This is a genomic window from Eikenella sp. NML99-0057 (assembly GCF_001648535.1).
Taxonomy (GTDB): domain Bacteria; phylum Pseudomonadota; class Gammaproteobacteria; order Burkholderiales; family Neisseriaceae; genus Eikenella; species Eikenella exigua.
Window position 1 is genome coordinate 153321 of the sequence record NZ_LXST01000003.1, and the last position, 20367, is coordinate 173687.

The 20367-nt window shown below is 57.7% G+C and carries 15 protein-coding genes and 1 pseudogene; 6 read left to right on the forward strand and 10 right to left on the reverse strand.

Annotated features, from left to right (window positions below):
* Nucleotides 1-33 precede the first annotated feature (33 nt).
* Complete coding sequence (locus A7Q03_RS05660) at nt 34-834, reverse strand: hypothetical protein (protein WP_082880696.1); 801 nt, start codon at nt 832-834, stop codon at nt 34-36.
* A gap of 206 nt (nt 835-1040) precedes the next feature.
* Between A7Q03_RS05660 and A7Q03_RS10170 the strand changes: the two genes are divergently transcribed.
* Both A7Q03_RS10170 and A7Q03_RS10390 read left to right on the forward strand, forming a co-directional pair.
* Complete coding sequence (locus A7Q03_RS10170; protein WP_153705547.1) at nt 1041-1172, forward strand: response regulator transcription factor; 132 nt, start codon at nt 1041-1043, stop codon at nt 1170-1172.
* A gap of 122 nt (nt 1173-1294) precedes the next feature.
* Nucleotides 1295-1411 carry a helix-turn-helix transcriptional regulator gene (locus tag A7Q03_RS10390; protein ID WP_167738609.1) on the forward strand — a complete coding sequence of 39 codons (117 nt, stop codon included), beginning with the start codon at nt 1295-1297 and terminating at the stop codon, nt 1409-1411.
* A gap of 105 nt (nt 1412-1516) precedes the next feature.
* Here the strand turns inward: A7Q03_RS10390 and A7Q03_RS09830 are convergent.
* Nucleotides 1517-1714: pseudogene (locus tag A7Q03_RS09830) on the reverse strand (molybdopterin-synthase adenylyltransferase MoeB); the annotation flags it as partial.
* 159 nt (nt 1715-1873) lie between these two features.
* On the opposite strand from A7Q03_RS09830, the gene A7Q03_RS10175 reads away from it, so the two are divergent.
* A complete protein-coding gene (locus A7Q03_RS10175; RefSeq protein ID WP_153705546.1) occupies nt 1874-2074 on the forward strand; it encodes a hypothetical protein in 201 nt (66 codons plus the stop codon).
* 79 nt (nt 2075-2153) lie between these two features.
* Here the strand turns inward: A7Q03_RS10175 and carA are convergent, their stop codons facing one another.
* The 4 genes from carA to A7Q03_RS05680 all read right to left on the reverse strand — a co-directional run bounded on the left by carA (nt 2154) and on the right by A7Q03_RS05680 (nt 6865).
* Complete coding sequence (gene carA, locus A7Q03_RS05665) at nt 2154-3287, reverse strand: glutamine-hydrolyzing carbamoyl-phosphate synthase small subunit (protein WP_067448077.1); 1134 nt, start codon at nt 3285-3287, stop codon at nt 2154-2156.
* 333 nt (nt 3288-3620) lie between these two features.
* Nucleotides 3621-5192, reverse strand: a complete 1572-nt coding sequence (locus tag A7Q03_RS05670) for a TerC family protein (protein ID WP_067448079.1) — start codon at nt 5190-5192, stop codon at nt 3621-3623.
* Between the two features lie 404 nt (nt 5193-5596).
* On the reverse strand, nt 5597-6055 hold the full coding sequence (locus A7Q03_RS05675; protein WP_067441353.1) for a threonine/serine exporter family protein: 459 nt from the start codon (nt 6053-6055) through the stop codon (nt 5597-5599).
* A 3-nt stretch (nt 6056-6058) separates the two neighbouring features.
* Entirely contained in the window at nt 6059-6865 is an 807-nt protein-coding gene (locus A7Q03_RS05680; protein WP_067448081.1) for a threonine/serine exporter ThrE family protein, read from the reverse strand.
* Nucleotides 6866-7176: 311 nt separating this feature from the next.
* Between A7Q03_RS05680 and A7Q03_RS09835 the strand changes: the two genes are divergently transcribed.
* The 3 genes from A7Q03_RS09835 to dnaE all read left to right on the forward strand — a co-directional run bounded on the left by A7Q03_RS09835 (nt 7177) and on the right by dnaE (nt 14044).
* Nucleotides 7177-7743 carry an L-threonylcarbamoyladenylate synthase gene (locus tag A7Q03_RS09835; RefSeq protein WP_082880698.1) on the forward strand — a complete coding sequence of 189 codons (567 nt, stop codon included), beginning with the start codon at nt 7177-7179 and terminating at the stop codon, nt 7741-7743.
* A gap of 423 nt (nt 7744-8166) precedes the next feature.
* Nucleotides 8167-10443, forward strand: coding sequence for a DNA internalization-related competence protein ComEC/Rec2 (locus tag A7Q03_RS05690; RefSeq protein ID WP_067448085.1), 2277 nt, complete (start codon nt 8167-8169; stop codon nt 10441-10443).
* Between the two features lie 169 nt (nt 10444-10612).
* Nucleotides 10613-14044, forward strand: coding sequence for a DNA polymerase III subunit alpha (dnaE, locus tag A7Q03_RS05695; protein WP_067448087.1), 3432 nt, complete (start codon nt 10613-10615; stop codon nt 14042-14044).
* Nucleotides 14045-14230: 186 nt separating this feature from the next.
* Here dnaE and tilS read toward each other — a convergent pair whose 3' ends face one another.
* The 4 genes from tilS to A7Q03_RS05715 form a co-directional block, all read right to left on the reverse strand.
* Nucleotides 14231-15550 (reverse strand): tRNA lysidine(34) synthetase TilS, encoded by a 1320-nt coding sequence (gene tilS / locus A7Q03_RS05700; protein ID WP_067448089.1) that lies wholly within the window; start codon nt 15548-15550, stop codon nt 14231-14233.
* The gene (locus tag A7Q03_RS05705; RefSeq protein WP_067448091.1) at nt 15528-16487 is read right to left on the reverse strand and encodes an acetyl-CoA carboxylase carboxyltransferase subunit alpha; all 960 of its coding nucleotides are present in this window, start codon (nt 16485-16487) and stop codon (nt 15528-15530) included. Before A7Q03_RS05705 ends, tilS begins: the two co-directional genes overlap by 23 nt.
* A 502-nt stretch (nt 16488-16989) precedes the next feature.
* Entirely contained in the window at nt 16990-18264 is a 1275-nt protein-coding gene (locus A7Q03_RS05710) for a sigma-54 dependent transcriptional regulator (RefSeq protein ID WP_067448093.1), read from the reverse strand.
* The gene (locus A7Q03_RS05715; protein WP_067448095.1) at nt 18251-20365 is read right to left on the reverse strand and encodes a PAS domain-containing sensor histidine kinase; all 2115 of its coding nucleotides are present in this window, start codon (nt 20363-20365) and stop codon (nt 18251-18253) included. Before A7Q03_RS05715 ends, A7Q03_RS05710 begins: the two co-directional genes overlap by 14 nt.
* Nucleotides 20366-20367 lie beyond the last annotated feature (2 nt).

The window sequence follows — 20367 nt, forward strand, 5'->3', positions numbered from 1 at the left end:
CATCTTTGGAGTAAGGCTACCTGAAAACCTGCTTCAGATTTCGCCCATGCGGTAAAACAAATCGGCCAGTGCGGCCAGGCGCAGGGTGTCGCAGCCCCAGCGTTCGGATTGGATGCGGCGCATCCACAAAATGGGATGCATACTGCGGCGCAAGGTGCGAATTATAGCGGGATTTTGCTTTTGCAGGCAGGTTTTGTAATGTTCAGCGGCTTGGTCGAGCAGGCCGCTGCGCAGGAGGATGTCGGCGGTGGATTGCAGGTAGCACAGCCAGTCGCGGCTTTGGCACTGCAGCAGGCTGAGCACGGTGGCGGGGTTGTCTTCGAAGTCGATAAAGCCGATGCCGCCGGCTTCGGTCAGCACTATATTGCGGGCGAAAGCTTGGCTGAGAAATTGGTTTTGCCGGTGTACGGCTTCGATGGCATGCAGACCTTGCAGCCAGCCTTCGAGGCTGCCGACTTTGGTTTGCTTTTCGATGGCGATGAGCAGGGTTTGCTCGCCCACATGGCTCATCAATAGGGCATTCTCCTGCACGGCCAATAGTTTCGGCGCGGGAATGCCGGCTTCGGCCAGTTCGCGTAGGCGGCCGGCTTCAATGGCTATGCTGGCCTCGCCGCCGGGGTTGGGCACTGGGGTGAGCACGCCCAAGCGGCACACTTTGGCCAGGCCGTTGAGTAGGCTGTAACGCCAGGCGGCTTGGCGTGGAGCGGCTTTGCGCAGCCACACGGTTTCGCCGTTGTCTAAACGGTGGCGGGCGATGGTTTCGGTTTGGGTGGCAGCGAGGGCGGCCAGCTGGGCGGCGTAGTTCATGGCAGTGCGGGAAAAAGAAAGCGGCATTATATAGCGAAACAGTTTTGCCCGCCTTGCTGTGAGGCTACTCCATTTTTAAGTAACCTGCCGCACATTCACACTACCAGGCGAGAAGGCGAAGTCAGCGATATGGTATGGATACAGGGTAAAGTAGGCGCTTTGGTGACGCTGGTGCCCATCTACGCCTTGGGCAGCTTCCAAAGGCGGTTGCCCTTTCCAAGCCCTCCGTGCCGATGCTCACCGTTTCCAAAGATGCCGACAACTTGCAAAAATGCTTCGAGCTCGGTGCGCACGGCTATATTTTGAAAAACACCGATACCGATTTCCTGGTGGCCGCTATCCGCCAGGTCGTGGCTGGGCAGTAAACCGTGTCGCCCGAGCTTCCCGCCCGACCATTCCGCCATCCTCGATTCCCGCACCCAGAGCGAGCACGATGTGTTGCACTGCGCAGCTGGTGGTTATCAGCAACAAAATGATTGTTTGGCGGATGTTTTTATCCGAAAACACGGTGAAGGCGTATATGCAGATTATCTTCCGCAAACTAAACATCGACAACTGCGTACGTGCTGCCGTGTATGCCCGAGAATTGGGCTTGGATAAGTGAAGAGGAATAATGAGATTGGCGGTTTCAGGTAGCCTGATATTGGAAAAGGCTACCTGAAAACGAGCTACGCAAGTTTCTGTGAAGCTAAATTTTCAGGTAGCCTTTTCAGCCTTTCTTATGTCCGCCGCACACTTTACAGGTGGGATTTGGGGGGGGGATGGAGAAGTGCTGCCATTGGCCGCTGAGTGCGTTGTATCAGCACAAAACGCCGTTTTCGGCAGGCAGGCCGAGCAGGATTTTCAGGGTTTCGGCAGCTTGGGTGGTGCTGATAATGCCCACTAGTGGGGAGAACACGCCGAATAGGGTGTAGGTAGTGGTGGCCGGCAATGTTGCGGTTGCCGGCGGCTAGGGTTTGATAAATGTCTTGTGTGGCGGAATCCACCATATCGCCCCCCATTTGGCTGATGCTTTTCAGATTAACGGGCTTGTCTTTGGCAAAAATCGGGCTGCTGATGAGCAGGCATGAAGATGAAGATGCTGTGTTTCATGTTTGTTTTCTGGTGTAGTGTTGCAGAAAAAAACAGCCTGATGTGGCTTACATTTCAGGCTGTTTTCGCTCCGGCGCGGGGATTAGCGATGCTGCTTTTGATAATCCTTGTTCCACGCTTGAACGGTGGTATTGGCATCGCGCGCGGCGGAGTGCAAGGTGTTGCAGGCAGATAAAGTGTCCAGCAAAACAGCGCATAAAACGATTCTTTTCATCTGCATTTTTCCTTTTAAGTGATTGATATGTGTGCGATGATTAAGCTTGTTTGGCGGCTTGCATATTTTGGATAAACCGGTCAAACAGATAGCCGACATCTTGCGGGCCGGGGCTGGCTTCGGGGTGGCCTTGGAAGCAGAACACGGGTTTGTCGGTCAGCTCGATGCCTTGCAAAGTGTTGTCGAACAAGGATTGGTGGGTAATCCTTGCGTTGGCGGGCAGGGTGTCGGCATCGACGGCGAAACCGTGGTTTTGGCTGGTGATGACGACTTTGCCGCTGTCCAAGTCTTGCACGGGATGGTTCGCGCCGTGGTGGCTGAAGTGCATTTTCAGGGTTTTTGCGCCGATGGCGAGGCTGATAAGCTGGTGTCCCAAGCAGATGCCGAAGATGGGTTTGCCGCTTGCCATCAGTTTTTGCACGGCTTCGATGGCGTAGATGCAAGGCTCGGGGTCGCCGGGGCCGTTGGAGAGGAACACGCCATCTGGGTTGAGCGCCAACACATCTTCCGCGCTGGTTTGGGCGGGGACGACGGTCAGGCGGCAGCCGCGTGAGGTGAGCATACGCAGGATGTTGGTTTTCACGCCGAAATCGTAGGCGACTACGTGGAACGGCTGCTCGGCAGGGGTAACGAAACCTTTGCCCAACGCCCATTCGCCTTCGGTCCATTCGTAGGCTTCTTTGCAGGAAACCTCTTTCGCCAAATCTTTGCCGACCATGCTGCCGAACGCGGCGATGAGTTCTTGCGCTTTTGCAACCGTTGCGTCCGCGCCGGTCAGAATTGCGCCGCCTTGCGCGCCTTTTTCACGCAGCAGCGTGGTCAGGCGGCGGGTATCGATGTCAGCGATGGCGACGGTTTTATTGCGCACCAGATAGTCGTGCAGGCTTTCGGACGCGCGGAAGTTGCTGTGCAGCAGCGGCAGGTCGCGGATAATCAAGCCGGCGGCATAAACGCTGCGGCTTTCTTCATCTTCGGCGTTGGTGCCGGTGTTGCCGATGTGGGGATAGGTGAGGGTTACGATTTGTTTGCAGTAGGACGGGTCGGTCAGGATTTCCTGATAGCCGGTCATGGAGGTGTTGAACACGACTTCGCCGGAAGCTGAACCTTTGTAACCGATTGATGTGCCTTGAAATACGCTGCCGTCAGCGAGAACGAGAAGGGCGGGAGTGGTCATGATTGGTGTCCGGACGCGGGGGATAAAGAACACGTTTCGCGGCTTTCTAAGCGGGGCAAAACGTGCTTCGGCGAAGGCGGCAGTGCCTGCTGGAAGTGTGTTATTTTAATGGACAACGGGAGGGCTGGGCAAGTTTGGGTGGGGAGTTTTCAGGTAACCTGAGCGCTTGTATGGTGGAGGAGTTATATTTGGCTGTTGCCATACCGAAGGCTACCTGAAATTTGTGGAAGGCAGACAAAACAATATAGCTTTTAGGCTACCTGAAGAAGCGGTTTCCATATTTTCGGGTAGCCTTTTCGTATCGCAGCAAAAGGTCACCTGAAACCGCACACTTTATTTCGGCTGGCGGCTGATGCGGATTTGTTCGATGCGCTGGCCGGCTTTGGCGGCCACGGTGAAACGCCAGCCGTGGTAGTCGAGGGTGTCGCCCACCTCAGGCAGGGTTTTTAGCTCTTCGATCATCAAGCCGGCCACAGTGTGGTAGTCGGCATCTTCTTCGGGTGAGGGCAGGCCGAGCTGCGGGGCGAGCTCGGCGTATTCGTGGCTGCCGTCCACCAGCAGGCTGTCGTTATTTTCCGAGCTGTTTTCGCCGGATTGGGCATTTTGCTCTTTACGCTCGTAGGCTTCGGGGAATTCGCCGGCAATGGCGGAAAGCAAGTCTTTGGTGGTAACCATGCCCTGCACGGCGCCGAATTCGTCCACCACGAGGGCGTAGTCGGCACCACTTTGGCGGAACTGCTCGATGGCGGAAAGAGTGTTGGTGCTATTGGGCAGGATGAGCGGCTGGCACAGGGCGGCCTGGATATCGGGCTCTTTCCCGGCCAGAAGCTGGTTGAGCAGGTCTTTTTTGTTGATGTAGCCCAAAGGCTCGTCGGCACCGGCCTTGCCCACCACAAGGAGGCGGGAATACGGGGTGTTTTGCAGCTGGGCATATTGCTGCTCGCGGCTTTGGGAAATATCGAGGCGTTCGATATCGCGGCGGGGCACCATGATGCCGGGCAGGGGGCGCTCGGCCAGGGTAAGCACGCTGCGGATCATGGATTTTTCGTTTTCTTCAAAGTGGCCGGCATCGTGGTTTTCTTCGCCGGCTTTGGCCAGCATGGTTTCGCGGATGCCCATCATGCCAAGCACGTTTTCGGCGGTACGGCGGCGCCAAGAGCGGCTGCCGTAGGCGTTTCTGTCGGTGTTGCGCTGGGAGATTTGGTTAAGCACTTCAATCAGCACGGAGAAGCCGATGGCGGCATACAGGTAGCCTTTGGGGATGACTACGTGGAAGGCTTCGGCAATCAGGCTGAAGCCAATCATCAAGAGGAAGCCGAGACAGAGCATCACCACAGTGGGATGGCGGTTGACAAATTCGGTGAGCGGTTTGCTTGCCCAAATCATCATGGCCATCGCCACAATCACGGCGGCCATGGCGATTTGGATATGCTGCACCACAGCCACGGCAGTAACCACAGCATCGATGGAAAACACAGCATCGAGCACGAGAATCTGCAATACCACGCCCCAAAACGGCGCATGCTGTTTGCGATGGTCGGTGTCGGAAACGGCGTAGTGGTTGGCGCCTTCCAGCCGTTCATGCAGCTCGGTGGTGGCCTTATACAGTAGGAACAGGCCGCCCACAAACATGATGATGTCTTTGCCGGCCACTTCCAGCCGCCCCAGGGCAAATAGCGGAGCGGTGAGCTGCATGATGCGGCCCATAAAGGCGAGCATGAGCAGCCGGATGAGCACAGCCAAAGTCAGGCCGGTGATGCGGGCGCGGTCGCGCTGGGCGGGGCGCACTTTGCCGGCCAGAATGGCCACGAACACCAGGTTGTCGATGCCGAGCACGACTTCGAGAATAATCAGCGTGGCGAAGCCCAGCCAGGTTACCGGGTCGGCCAGCCAGGAGAAATCCATAAGTAGAATCCTTAAAATTAAAGCGGCAATGAGCTTTTTTCAAAACCCCATCTTTGGCGCATTTCTTCGCAGTACGCCTCCCGAATGTTGGAAAATATTCAAATATTGTCTTCGTGATTTGCGATGCTACTGCTTTGAATTGAGATCAAATATGGGGTTTTGTAAGGGTTTCATAATAGGGAAAAACAAAGGCTACCTGAAAATGCCGTGGGCAGTTTTCAGGTAGCCTTTAAATACGACGCACCGCGTACAAACTTATCTACCGAGGCAGGCTCGGGCTCTGAGGAGGCGGGGGAAGCAGGGTGCATATCGGTACGGGAGTAGTAAAGAGGTGGCAAGTTTAGCAGATTGCGACAGCTTGCTGAAGCAATTATTCCTTTGGTTAAACTCAAACAGTATGGCGGCTACACTACTGGCCGTTGGCGGTAGAACAGCAGCCCCGGCAGCGCCAGCCCGAAGGCCAGTGCGCCGATAACGAAGCCTGATTTTACAAAATAATCCACCGCTTGCTCTAAAAGCTGTTCGGAAAAGCCCTTGTGATTTATCTGCACCAGCGCAATCATAGCCTTATACACATACACGCCTGGAATCATCGGAATGATGGCGGCCACAGTAAACACTTTCGGGTGCGCCCGATAGCGTTGCGACAAATACACGCCGATAAAGCCCACCAGCGAAGCCGCACACAGCGTGGCCAAGCCCTGCGACAGACCAAACTGCATCATGAGCGTGCGCGAGCCATGCCCCAACGCACCCAAATAAGCACAGTATTTCAACGCATTGCGCGGTACATTGAACAAAATCGCAAAGCCCACGGCGGGGATAGCGGCGAAGAACATATCGTCTAGCAAATTCAGCAGCATGGTTTAATCCCAAGCAGAAACATTCAACAGGCTCAAGGCCAACACAATGCCCAAACAGGTGCTGAACGTGAGCAGCATGGCCACTGCCCAGCGGCTCATGCCCATATTCACATGGCCTTTGAGCATATCGGCCAGCGAATTAATCAGCGGCATCCCAGGCACTAGCAGCAGGACGCTGGCCGCCGTGGCGATTTCTGGGTGCTCGCCCCAACCGAACTTCAGTGCCGTGCCCGACACCATTGAAGCCACAAAAGCAGTAACCGCGAACACCACTGCCGGGTTGTAGTGTCGTGCCGACAACCTTTGGCGTACCCACATGCCGCAGGCCGAAGCAATAAACGTGATGAAGCAAATCAGCGGATCGCCACCCGAGAGGTGGGCAAAGCTCGCGCAGGAGAGCCCCACCATAAACACCACAAAATAGCGGTTGTATTTTTCCGGCTTCACCGCATCCAGCTGTTCACGCACTTCCTGCACGCTAGATAGACCGTCTTCCGCATCCAGCACAATGTGCTGCACCGCTGTGATCACCGACATATTGATGCCTTTGTCGAAATTCTTGCGCGTGGTGGTGATGCATTGATTGCAACGGCGCGTGGTGATCACAATCGCATTGGGTGTGAGCGCACACTCCACACTGTCCATGCCCAGAGCACGGCCAAGGCGCACGGCGATTTGGTCAATAAGCGTGCTTTCCGCACCGTATTGCAACAGCAACAGTGCGGCATGGACGCACAGGCGGGTGATTTCCTGCTGCTGTTCGTAATCAGTGGAAACGGAGGGAAGGGAGGCGGGAACGGGAGTCGTCATTAAATATACCGGCTGGGAAAAACAGAAGGAAGACGCGTGCAGAAAACGGCTGGAAATGCTGTGGGTCAAAGAGCCGTTTGGTTGGATGTATGATGGGAACGAATTATACCGCAAGCCCCGTACAGCAGCCAATTGTGCAGTGTGAATGCGGGTGTTTACGGGCAAAAAGGCTACCTGAAAACGTGAACTTCAGTGAGGTTAAAACGGTTTCAGGCAGCCCTTATATGGTGTGGGTGTTGATATACGCCCGTGGCATTGCTTTTCAGATTACAATACCGCTTCAAACCCCATATCGGCATCCAGCAAGAATCATGTTTCCACGAGTTCTTTCCGTCTCCGCCGCCCGAGGGCTGCGTGCGCACCTGCGCGGCGGCGGCTTGGTGGCTTATCCCACGGAATCCAGCTACGGATTGGGCTGCCTGCCCACGCATCGCCACGCCTTGCGCCGGCTGATGCAGCTGAAAAAACGGCCGCAGCACAAGGGGTTGATTGTTATCGGCAGTAATTTGGTGCAGCTCGAGCCATTGCTGCAAAGGCTACCTGAAAACCAGCGCCGGCTGGCACAAAGCACTTGGCCGGCGGCGATAACGTTTTTATTTGCGGTATCAGGGAGTGTACCGGCGTTGTTACGCGGGCGCGGGCGGGAAAAACTGGCGGTGCGCGTGCCGGCGCATGATGGGGCACGGCGTTTGTGCGCGCTGCTGGGCACACCGCTGGTGTCCACTTCGTGCAACCGCAGCGGGCGGCGGGCTTTACGGCATCAGCGCGAGGTGCAGCGCTGTTTTGGGCGGGATGTGTATGTGGTAAACGGCCGCTGCGGTGGGGCGAAGCGGCCGAGCCGGATTGTGGATGCGCAGAGCGGGACGTGTTTGCGCTAGAGGCTACCTGAAAGCTGTTTTCAAGTAGCCTCTAACATACTATGCCGCGAGGTATGTAGTAGATCTGCGTTGCTGTAGGAGTATTTGAACTCTCGTGCCGTTCAGATTTTCAGGTAGCCTGTATTAATTATTGCATGCCCAGTTCACCTTTGCGCCTTATGCCTGCGCCTGCAGACGGATGGCAAGATCGATAGATTAACCATACTTGGCTTCTAAGCCTATGGGTGTTAAGGCTACCTGAAACTTGCAGGAGCAGGGTTTATATCCGCCTGCTGGGCTGAGCTTGCTCGAAGCAGTTTTTTAATTTGGCTGAAACGCGCCCGCTGTTAGCAAAGTTTCAGGTAGCCTTCATCTATCTTTGCCAATCCGGCGGCGGTTTGTTATAAGGTAATTTGATTAAAACGAATAAACAATGAGGTAACTATGCGCTTGGGCGGGGTGTGCTATTGGGTGGCGGGTGTGCTGCTAGCTTTTTTGTTGCCGGCAGCACATTTTGTTGCCGTTGCCGCTGCCTTGGCGTTGTTACTTGCTCTGATTGGCTGCTTCCGGCGCGCCCGTGGGGCGTGGTGGCTGCTGTGTGGGCTGCTTTACGGCGTGTGGCGGGTGCAGTTGGCGCTATCGCAGCAGTGGCCGGCGGAGCCGGAGTTTCAACGGGTGCGGCTGGATTTTCAGGTAGCCTCGGTGGCGGAGGCATCCGCGCAGGCGGTGCAGTTTGAAGCTTGGGCGCAAACGGAAGCGGGGGAGCGGTTTCGGCTGTTGGTGTCGGATCGGTATTTGCGCGAGTGGCGGCCGGGCAGCCGCTGGCGGATGACGGTGCGGGTGCGGCCTACGGTGGGCGAGCGCAATGAAAACGGCTTCAATCGCGAGGCTTGGGCGTTGAGCCGGCATATCGACGGCATGGCTTCGGCTGCCCGCGAACGGGTGGAACTGCCGCCGGACACGGGCTGGCCATCGCGTTGGCAAAACTGGCGATACGAGCGGCAGCAGGCTTGGCAACAGGCGGCGGAAACCTACCCGAACGGGGCGGCGCTGATGCGGGCTTTGGGCGGCGGCGGATACGGCGGGCTGGCGGATGAGCATTGGCAGGCGTTTCGCGTGTTGGGCATCAATCATCTGATTAGCGTGTCGGGGCTGCACATCGGTATGGTGGCGCTGGCGGCAGCGTATCTGGCGCGGCTTTTGCTGCTGCGCCTGCCGCTGGCCGAACCGCGCCGCTGGTATTTGGCGGCGGGCTTGGCCGCGGCTTTGTTTTATTCGGCCTTGGCCGGCTTCGGCGTGCCGATTCAGCGCAGTTTGCTGATGCTGGCGGTGTTTGCCGGGCAATGGTATCGGCGCGGCAGCCCTGCGCCGTGGCGGGCTTGGTGGCAGGCGTTGGCGGCGGTGCTGCTGTTCGACCCGCTCTCGGCTTTGGGTGTAGGCTTTTGGTTTTCCTTCGGCGCGGTGGCGGCGCTGATTTGGGTGGCGCAAGGGCGGCTGGAGGCTATGCCGGAGGATGATGCGCCGGAAGACGGCTGGCTGAACGCGGCCAAACATTCCGGCAAATGGCGCACCGCGCTGCGCGCCCAATATGCGGCCACGCTGTTGGGGTTTTGGCAGGCCGGGCAGGTGTTCGGCACCGTGCCGCTGGTCGCGCCTTTTGCCAATGCGCTGCTGATTCCGTGGTTTTCCTGGGTGTTGGTGCCGCTGGCCTTGCTGGCGGTGCTGCTGCCGTTTGAAGGCTACCTGAAAATGGCGGCTGCTATTGGCGAGCACACCATGAGCGCGGTGTTGTGGGCGGGCAGTTGGGTGCCCACCGGCGCGCTGGCGCATTTGCCGCCGCTGTTTTGGCTGGCCGTATTGGTTGCGCTGGCGGTGTGGATGTTGCCGCGCGGCCTAGGTTTGCGGCCTTGGGCGGCGCTGGTGTTGGCGGCATCCTGTCTGTATCGCACGCCCGCACCGGAGCACGGCACGGCGGCAGTGCGGATTATCGACGTAGGGCAGGGGCTCGCCTTGCAGGTGCGCACGCAAAACCATTGGCTGCTGTTCGACACCGGCACGGCGGGGGCGGCGCAGACGCAGCTGGTGCCCAACCTGCTGGCGCAGGGGCTGCCGCCGCCCGATGTGTTGGTACTCTCGCATCACGATGCCGACCACGACGGCGGCTTCCCCGCCATTCAGGCAGTCTTTGTGCCGCGCCAACTGTATGCCGGCCAGCCGGAAGCCTATGCCGAAGCGGCTCAATGGTGTGCTGGCGGCACGGCGTGGGAGTGGGACGGCGTGCACTTCGAATTCCTCACCCCGCTGCACAATCCGCAGGCCGACGACAACGAACAAAGCTGCGTGTTGCGCGTGTTGGCCAACGGGCAGGCCATGCTGGCCGGCGGCGATTTGGGCATTGCGGGCGAGCGCTGGCTGGTGGGCACATACGGCGATTCGCTGCACAGCCAATTATTGGTGCTGGGGCACCACGGCAGCCGCTCCTCATCCGATTCGGCCTATCTGAACGCGGTGGCGCCCGAAGCGGCGGTGGCGGCCAACGGCTTCGCCAACCCCTACGGCCACCCCGCCGCCATTGTGCGCCACCGCCTCTCCGCCCACCGCATCCGGCTCTACACCACCGCCCGCAGCGGGCAGCTGGATTTCGTGCTGGGGCAGGGCGGAGCAATGCGGCCGCAGCGCTTGGGCAGGAGGTTTTGGCAGCGCAAGCCGTTTGAGGAGTGAAGGTTTCAGGTAGTCTGTTGGTGGATGGAGAGGCTACCTGAAAATCTTTCCACTACTCAACCACCCCCGTCCGCGCTTACCGCCCGTTTGCGGTACAATGTGTGTCCTTCCTGTTTTCAATCAGGCTACCTGAAAGCGCGTAGCCAAACCCCTCTCCCAAGCCCGAAATATGACCGCCCCTGTTTACATCCCCCTGCGCCAACACACCGAATTTTCCATCACCGACGGCACTTTGCGCATCAAAGAGCTGGTGAAGAAAGCTGCCGCTTTCGGCCTGCCCGCGCTGGGCATCAGCGATTTGATGAACACGTTCGGCCTGGTGAAATTCTACAAAACCTGCCGTGGCGTGGGTATCAAACCGGTGGTGGGGGCGGATGTGTGGGTGGCTAATCCGGACAATCCGGAGCAGCCCTTCCGAGCCATGCTCTTGGTGCGCAACGAAGCGGGCTACCGCCGCCTGTGTGAGCTGCTCACCCGTGCCTATGTGGGCACGGACCGCAACGTTGCCCATGCCGAGCTGGAGCCGCAATGGCTGGCTGAGGGCGATAATGAGGGGCTGATTTGTCTTTCTGGTGCGAATTTGGGCGAAGTAGGCCGCCAGCTGATGAACGGCCATGACAACGCCGCCCGCGTCGCCGCGCAGAAATACGCGCAATGGTTTCCCGATGCTTTTTATTTGGAACTGCAAAGGCTACCTGAAAAACCGGAATGGGAAACTTCGGTTTCAGGTAGCCTCAAATTGGCGGCGGAATTGGGTTTGCCCGTGGTGGCCACCCATCCGGCACAGTTTTTAAATCCCGACGATTTCAAGGCGCACGATGCGCGGGTGTGTATTGCTGGCGGCTGGGTGCTGGCGGACAAACGCCGCCCGCGCGACTTTGTGGCCGGACAGTATTTTGCTTCGCCGGAAGAGGTGGCTGCGCGCTTTGCCGATTTGCCGGAGGCGCTGCAAAACACGGTGGAAATCGCCAAGCGCTGCAACCTCACGCTCACGCTGGGCAAAAATTTCCTGCCGCAGTTTCCCACGCCCGACGGCATGAGCCTGGACGACTACCTCGCCCACCTATCCAACCAAGGCCTGCGCGAACGGCTGGCCGCGCTCTATCCGGATGAGGCGGAACGCAGGCAAAAACTGCCGGAATACCAGGCGCGGCTGGATTTCGAGCTGGGCACCATCGTGCAGATGGGCTTTCCGGGCTATTTCCTGATTGTGGCCGACTTCATCAACTGGGCGAAAAACAACGGCTGCCCGGTGGGGCCGGGGCGCGGCTCGGGCGCAGGCTCGATGGTGGCGTATTCCTTAAAAATTACTGATTTAGACCCGCTGCGCTATGCGCTGCTGTTTGAGCGTTTCCTCAATCCCGAGCGCGTGTCGATGCCCGATTTCGATATTGACTTTTGCCAAAACAACCGTGGCCGCGTGATTGAATATGTGCGCCAAAAATATGGCTTCGAGGCAGTGAGCCAGATTGTTACCTTTGGCACAATGTCTTCCAAAGCCGTAATCCGTGATGTGGGGCGCGTGCTGGAGCTGCCGTTCGGCGTGTGCGACCGGCTTTCCAAGCTGATTCCGATGGAAGCTAACAAGCCGCTGAGCCTGGAGAAGGCGATGGAGGCCGAGCCGGAAATCGCCAAGGTGCTGGAAGAGGAAGAGGCCGAAGAGCTAATGGAGCTGACCAAAAAGCTGGAAGACCTCACGCGCGGGCTGGGCATGCATGCCGGCGGCGTGTTGATTGCGCCAGGCAAGATTTCCGATTTCTGCCCGGTGTATCAGGCCGATGAATCCGCCTCGCCCGTTTCCATGTATGACAAGGGCGACGTGGAAGATATTGGGCTGGTGAAGTTTGACTTCCTTGGCCTGCGCAACCTTACCATCATTAAAATGGCGCAGGAATTTATTGCGCAAACCACCGGCAAGCACATCGATGTGAACCACATCGACCTCACCGACCAGCAAGCCTACGAAGTGTTCCGCAAGGCCAACACCACGGCGGTGTTCCAGTTTGAATCCACCGGCATGAAAAAGATGCTGGCGCAGGCCAACACCACCAAGCTGGAAGAAATCATCGCCTTTGTGTCGCTCTACCGTCCCGGCCCGATGGATCTGATTCCGGATTTCATCGCCCGCATGAAGGGTGCGCGCTTTGAATATATGCACCCGCTGCTCGAGCCCGTGTTGCAACCCACCTACGGCATCATGGTGTATCAGGAGCAGGTGATGCAGGCCGCGCAGGTGATCGGCGGCTATTCGCTCGGCGGGGCAGACTTATTGCGCCGCGCCATGGGCAAGAAAAAGCCCGAAGAAATGGCGAAACACCGCGAAATCTTCGCCGAAGGTGCGGCCAAGCAGGGCATTGCCCGCGAAAAAGCCGATGAAATCTTCGACTACATGGAAAAATTCGCCGGCTACGGCTTCAACAAATCCCACGCCGCCGCCTACGCCTTGGTGGCCTACCAAACCGCCTGGCTCAAAGCCCACTATCCGGCCGAATTCATGGCCGCCACCATGTCGAGCGAGTTGGACAACACCGACCAGCTCAAGCTGTTCTACGACGATGCCCGCGATAACGGCATCCGCTTCCTGCCCCCTGATGTCAACCATTCCGGCTACCATTTCCAGCCCGACGCCCAACACCGCATTCGTTATGCCCTGGGCGCGATTAAGGGCACCGGCGAAGCCGCGGTAGAAGCCATTATGGCCGCACGCGAAGAAGGCGGCGCATTCCAGAGCCTGTTCGACTTCTGCGAGCGCGTGAGCCGCCAGCACATCAACCGCCGCACCATCGAAGCCCTGGTGCGCGGCGGCGCGTTCGACAGCATCGAGCCCAACCGCGCCCGCCTGCTTGCCAACATCGACCTGGCCATGAGCAACGCCGAGCAGCAAGAAGAAAATGCCAACCAAGGCGGCCTGTTCGATATGGTGGAAGACGCGATTGCCCCTTTGGAAATGATCGATGTGCCCGCTTGGGGAGAAGCCGAGCTTTTGGCCGAAGAAAAACAGGCCATCGGCTTCTATTTTTCCGGCCACCCCTTCGGCCCGGCCGAAAAAGAAGTGCGCCAATTCGCCCCCACCCGTCTCTCCCAGCTCAAGCCCAACGACAACGTGCGCGTGGCCGGCTTCGCCACCGCCATCCGCAGCATGGTGGGCAAACGCGGCAAAATCGCCTTCATCACGCTGGAAGATACCGGCGGCAAAGCCGAAGTGATGATTAGCGGCGAAACGCTCGAGCAGCTCGGCCGCGACACCCTGCGCGCCGACCAAGTGTTGATTGCCGAATGCCGCATCAGCCGCGATGACTACGGCGGCGAAGACGGCTTGCGCATCATCGCCAACCGCGTTTACACCCTGCAGGAAGCCCGCAGCCACTACGCTCGCGCCCTCACCCTGCACCTCGCCCCCCACGACAACATCCCCCGCCTGGCCGAACTGTTGCAACGCGGCGGCGAAGGCAAACGCGTTCCCCTGCGCCTGCACTACGCCAACGGCCAAGCCAGCGGCGAGCTCATCCCCGACAGCCGATGGCAGCCTTGCCTCAGCACCGAACTCTTGGAAGAACTGGTGTCGCTTTTGGGCGAGCGGCAGGTAGGGGTAAATTGGTAGGGGCTACTTGAAGAGGATGGCCAAAGAGATTTCAGGTAGCCTTTGGGGGCTACCTGAAAATGTATTGGTTGAGGTGGGGTGGCCGCAGGCGTAACCCAACACGCAGCCCTGATTGATAAATAATCCACGATGATTTGGAAGAATTTCAGGTAGCCTGCGCAGTATGTACAGGCTACCTGAAATTCTTTATTCCGTTTCATCATCCAAGCCGCTGCCGGACAAAATAAACCGGTTCAAATCTTCCGATTGCGCCTGCCAGCCGTTCGGCACGGAGAGGCAGCAATGTGTTTGCAGGTTGGCGGCGGCGAGGCAGCCGTGTTGTTCGTGCACCCACAGCGGCCATAGGGCGCGCATGAAGGGGGGTACTTTTTTTTCTTGCAGCAGGCGGCTGATTTTTTTGTGGCCGTGCGGCAGGGGCAGGATGTCGCTAGGTTGCGGGGTGCGCCAGATGCCGCTGTCGGGCTGAATTAGGTTCTCAGGTAGCCCGTGAGTGGTGGGTTGCCACATGGGTTGGGCAAGTAGTTTACCGGCGGTCCACTTGGCGGGAACGGGAAACAGGCAGCCGGCGTAGAGGATGGCACGACCATGTGGCAGCGGCCATTGGGCTTGCTGCACGGTGGGATTGGCGAGGGTGGCGGCGAATTGGCGTACGCTGTCGGCGCGGGGGCTGCCAAGGTGGTGATTACGGGCGAATAGGTGCAGTTGGTGGGTTTGCCGTAAGGGAGGAAGCTGCCGCCAAGAGGCTACCTGAAAACGGCCGGCGGCGTCATACAGGCTGTTGTGCTCAGTTTGGCTGTAGTCTTCCAATAGCGCCAAGTCGTGTTGCAGGCGGTCGACGGTGGCGAGCAGTTGGCGGGTGAAATGTGGCACGCGTTCTTGCCATGGGGGTAGGGCTTCGCGGCGCAGCCAGTTGCGCAGTAGGGCGGTGTCGGCGTTGCTGCTGTCTTCCACCCATGTCAGCTTGTGTTCTTGGGCGTAGGCGAGCAGCTCGGTTCGGGGAACGGCCAAGAGGGGGCGCCATAGGCTGATACGTTCGTTCAGCGCCCGCAGGGCAGGCATGGCGGCGAGGGCACGGAGCCCACCGCCGCGCAGGGCGGCCAGCAGCAGGGTTTCGGCTTGATCATCGGCATGGTGGGCGAGGGCAACGGCATCGGCGCGGCTTTGGGCGAAGCAGCGGTAGCGTTCGGCACGGGCAGCGGCTTCGAGTCCGAGTTTGCCGAACGCCACCTGCACGCGCTCTATGCGCAACGGCACTTGCCATCGGGCGCACAGTTCGCGGCAGAATTCCGCCCATTCGTCGGCGGGGGCATCGAGACCGTGGTGGATGTGTACCGCGCTCAATTCCAGCGACAATTCGTTGCGTAGGCTGCATAACAGGTGCAATAAGACCACGGAATCGAGCCCGCCGCTGAAACCGACTTCCACGGCAAAACGGCCGGCGTTTGGCGCCGGCCATTGTTGGGTAATGTGTTGCCGCAGTTGGTTATTTGTCGGTAAATTTTCCATAGGCCATGATGCGGTCGAAGCGTTTGGCCAGCAGTTGCTCCACCGGCTGGTGTTCCAAATCGGCCAGCTGCTGGCGGATGGTTTTGCGCACGTTGTTCATCACGGTTTCATAATCGCGGTGTGCGCCACCCAAGGGCTCGGCGATGATTTGGTCGATTAGCTCGAGGCTCTTTAAGCGCTTGGCAGTAATGCCTAGGGCTTGTGCGGCATCGGCAGCTTTTTCGGCAGTTTTCCACAGAATGGAAGCGCAACCTTCAGGCGAAATCACAGAATAGGTGGCGTATTGCAGCATATTTACGGCATCGCCCACGGCAATGGCCAGCGCGCCGCCGGAGCCGCCTTCACCGATTACGGTGCAGATAACCGGCACGCGCAGGCGGGTGAGCTCATACAGATTGCGGCCGATGGCTTCGGATTGGCCACGCTCTTCAGCACCGATGCCAGGATAGGCGCCGGGGGTGTCGACAAAGGTAAGCACAGGCAGGCCGAATTTTTCCGCCATCTTCATTAGGCGCAGGGCTTTGCGGTAGCCTTCAGGGCGGGGCATGCCGAAATTACGGCGGATTTTGGCTTTGGTATCGCGGCCTTTTTGGTGACCAATAACTACCACGCTCTGGCCTTCAAACTTGGCCAGCCCGCCCACGATAGCATAGTCGTCTGCATAGTAGCGGTCGCCGTGCAGCTCTTCAAAATCGGTACACAGCGCTTCAATGTAGTCGAGGGTGTAGGGGCGCTGCGGATGGCGCGAAACCTGCATAATTTGTGCGGGAGTGAGCTTGGCAAAAATGTTTTTGGTGAGCTCGTTGCTTTTCTTTTGCAGGCGTTCGATTTCTTCGGAAATATCCAATACCGAGTCGTTTTGCACGAAGCGCAGCTCTTCTATTTTCTGCACCAATTCGGCAATGGGCTGTTCGAAATCGAGAAAAATCTGTTTCATGTGTCTGTTTCCTTGTTGCGGCTGCACCGATTGACGGAGGCAGCCCAAGCTAAGCGCGCTTGGGGTGGCTAAAACACTTTATTTCCTACGGCATGGGTTCTGTTGTGCAGAAAAAATGTGCTTTATCTATAGCTGTAGCGCGGAGACGGTTTCTTAACATTACTTTGCGGTCTAAACCGCTGTAATGATACGCTAGGATGCGCAGTTTGTGCAGCCGTTGCTACTGATTTTTCGTGGTCCGGGTTGGTTTCAGGTAGTCTTTAAAATAGCTAACTGTTTTGTTGTATCGAGGCTCTTGCTAATTTTTGTTATGTTTGAAATGTGGGGCGCGGGTTTTTAGCTCCGCAGAAACTTGCCTCCTTCGGAGACCTCGTTTTAACTTCGATGAAGCTAATTTCAGGAAGCCTGTTGTTAGATGCTGCAAATAGGGCAGATACTAAATAGTACTACAGGCTACCTGAAAACCATTGGCTGGATTTTCAGATAGCCTGATTGGGTGGAGCTATTTGCTGTCGTTACTGCCTCGGCGGGAGAATTGGATACCGAGCTGTTTGAGCTTGCGGTACAGGTGGGTGCGCTCGAGGCCGACTTTCTGTGCCACTCTGCTCATGTTGTGCCCTTCTTGGGCGATATGGTATTCAAAATAGCGGCGTTCCAAGTCTTCGCGCAATTCGCGCAAGGGCAAGTCGAAGTTGAATCCACCCACCAGTTCGGAGGGTTGGTTGAGCGTGAACTGGCTGAGCACGGCCTGCACATTTTCCAAACAGATTTCTTTGCTCTCGGCGGTGAGCACAATGCTTTTCACCACACTGCGCAGCTGCTCGAAGTTGCCCGGCCAGTCGTATTGGCGCAGGGCGTTCAGGGCGGCAGTGTTGAATTTAACGGCGGTTTTGCGGCTTTCGGAAAACTCTTGAATCAGCTGCTCCACCAAGAAAACAATGTCTTCGGGCTGGTTGCGCAATGGTGGGATGCTGACCATGATGGCCGAGAGGCTGTTGAGCAGGCGGGAGTCGAAGTCTGGGCTGGTAATCAGCTCTTGCACAGGCTGGCTGCAGGCGCAGACGATGCGCACGTTGTAGCGGTCGGCCTTACCCAAGAGGAAGAGGATGCCTTGCTGGATGCTTTTGCCGTATTGGGCGATGTCGCCTAGATAGAGCACACCGTTGCCGGCTTTTTGCAGCAATTCGATGGGGCTGCTGCTGATTTGTTCGATTTTGCCGGGCTCCACCCAGGGGGCATTGCCGGTTTGGAAGTAGTGCGCCACCAACTCGAACGGTGAACCTGGCTCGCCGGAGAGTAGCACGGGGGCTTGGGTGCGGGCAGCACGTTCGAGCTGCTGGTTGAGCTGTTTAACAGCTTCGCTGGTGCCGAGTTTATCCAGCGACATGGTGGAAGAAGCCTGCATAGCGCTGTGTTTGAAGGCACGTTCTACGGCAGCTAAAAGCTTTTGTAGGGCGATGGGTTTTTCCAAGAAATCCAGCGCGCCGATTTTGGTGGCCTCCACGGCAGTATCGATGCTGGCGTGGCCGCTCATCATCACTACAGGCATGTTGAGCTGACCAGATTTGGCCCACTCTTTGAGCAGAGTAATGCCGTCGCAATCGGGCATCCAAATGTCCAGCAACACCATGGTGGGGCGGGTCTGGTTTCGAAGTTGGCGGGCTTCTTCGGCATTTTCGGCCAGAGTAACCGAATAGCCTTCGTCTTGCAGGATTTCCGACAGCAAATCGCGGATGCCCACTTCATCATCTACAATCAAAATATCACTGCTGCGCATCGTTTTCCACCAGTAGGGGTAAAGTAATTTTCACACAAGCCCCGCCTTCTGGGCGGTTGGCCAGCGATATGCGGCCTTTGTGCTCTTCAATAATTTTTTTTACCACCGGCAAGCCCAAACCGGTGCCGCCGGGTTTGTCGGTAACATAGGGATCAAAGGCGTGGAGAAGCATGTCTTCGCTGAAACTTTTGCCGTTATTGCAAATGTTTAGCAGCACTTTATCATCTTGCACCGCCGTTTGGATGAACACTTTCGGCTGTTCGTCTGCAGCAGCGGCTTCGGCGCCGTTTTTCAAAATATTGTGTAACACTTGGCGCATGGCACCGGCATCGGCTTCGACCACGGCTTCTATATTACTGAAATCCGCTTCAAATGTACAATTTGAGCTCTCATACAGCACCAAAAGCTCGGCAGCCAAAACGTTTAAATCGATACGTTCCAGTTTGAGTTTTGGTGCTTTGGCGTAGTTGCGGAAGGCTTCAACCATATCTTTCATGGCGGCCACCTGGTTGACAATGGTGTTGGTGGCGCGCTCAAGCATCGCGGCGTCTTTATCGTCCAGTTTGCCATCGAGCTTCCAGGCCAGGCGCTCGGCGGAAAGCTGGATGGGAGTGAGCGGGTTGCGGATTTCGTGCGCCAAGCGCTGGGCCACTTCGCCCCAGGCGGCTTCTTTCTGCGCCTGCACCAGTGTGGTTACATCGTCGAACACTAATACAGTGCCGGCGCCGTTGTCTTCAGGCAGACGGGTGGCCTTGCCCAGCAGGATACGGGATTCGTCGGGTGCGGCATAGGTGAGCTGCACGGGTTTGTCGCTGTCGATGGTGGGGAGGATGGCAAGCAGCACTTGGGCGGCCAGTGCCTCAGCCACGCCGAGCTTGTGCCATTCGTGCACGCTACTTTCCCGGCAGGCGGCCAAGTCGAGCATTAGGATGTGCCCAGCACTGCTGTTGCAGGCTTTCAGGTAGCCTTGGTCGTCGAGCGTAACCACGCCGCTGGTCAGGCTGGAGAGCACGCATTCGAGATAGTGGCGGGCGGCTTCCTGGCGGATATGGGAAGCGTTGAGCTCGGCGGTCATGTGGTTGAATAGGGTGGTGAGGCGGCCGAGCTCGTCGTTGCGGTATATGGCCAGTTGCTGCGAATAATCGCCCTGTGCCACGGAGCGTGCACCGGCAGCCAAGGAGAGAATCGGCGCAGTGAAGCGTTGAGCGAAAAATAGGGCAATTACCAGCGCGAGCAGAATGGCCAGCAGGGTGGCCATCAAGAGGGTGAACAGGAAGAAGGTTTGCAGACCTTGTTTGGCATAGCTGATTTCAGCGTAGCGGGCGCGGGCGGCTTCAATCAGGGTTACGTCGTTGGCTACTTGTTTCTGCACCGGTTGGCGGAAGAACAAAATATAGTTTTGGCCGTGTAGCTCGGGCAGGGCGAGCCAGCCTTGGGCGTAGAGTGTGTGGCCGACGTTGGCTACGCTGCGTGCGCTGCCGGTGGTTTTCACTTGTTCGAGGATATCGTGTGTGAGTTCGGGTGGCGGCAGTTTGTCGGCATCGGGCTTGCGGTATTCGGCAGCGGGGTTCAAGGTTTTGCTGTCGTAGAGTGCGAGCTGGTCAAAGCCGCTATTGGCAGAAAGCTGGCTCAGAGCCTGCCGCGCGTCTTGCTGCAGCGACATTTCGCCGATTAAGGCTACCTGAACAGTGGCAGCTTTGCGCACTGAGGTGTCCAGTGCCAAATCCAGTGCGGATTTGCTCAGGCTCAGACTGCGCTCCAGCGCTTCTTCGGTTTCGTTGCCAAACCAGGAGTCGATGCTGTGCGAAATAAACTGGGCAGATACGCCGAACAGGAACAGGCCGGGCAGGATGGCCACCAACATAAACATTTTGGCCAGGCGAATAGCGGTCTGCGAGCCGAACACCCGCCTGCGCCGGTCGAGCCAGAGTTTCCACAGTTGGGAGATGAGAATGGTGAGCAGGATGCCTAAGAGGGCGGCGCTGAAGGTAAGAATCCACCAGAAATACTGCGCCAGCTTGCTGGCGTGGCCAGTGGCGAGCGCCAGCACATATAGGGTGAGCATACCCAAAACAGCGATGAAGGTAAGCAGACGGCGCATGG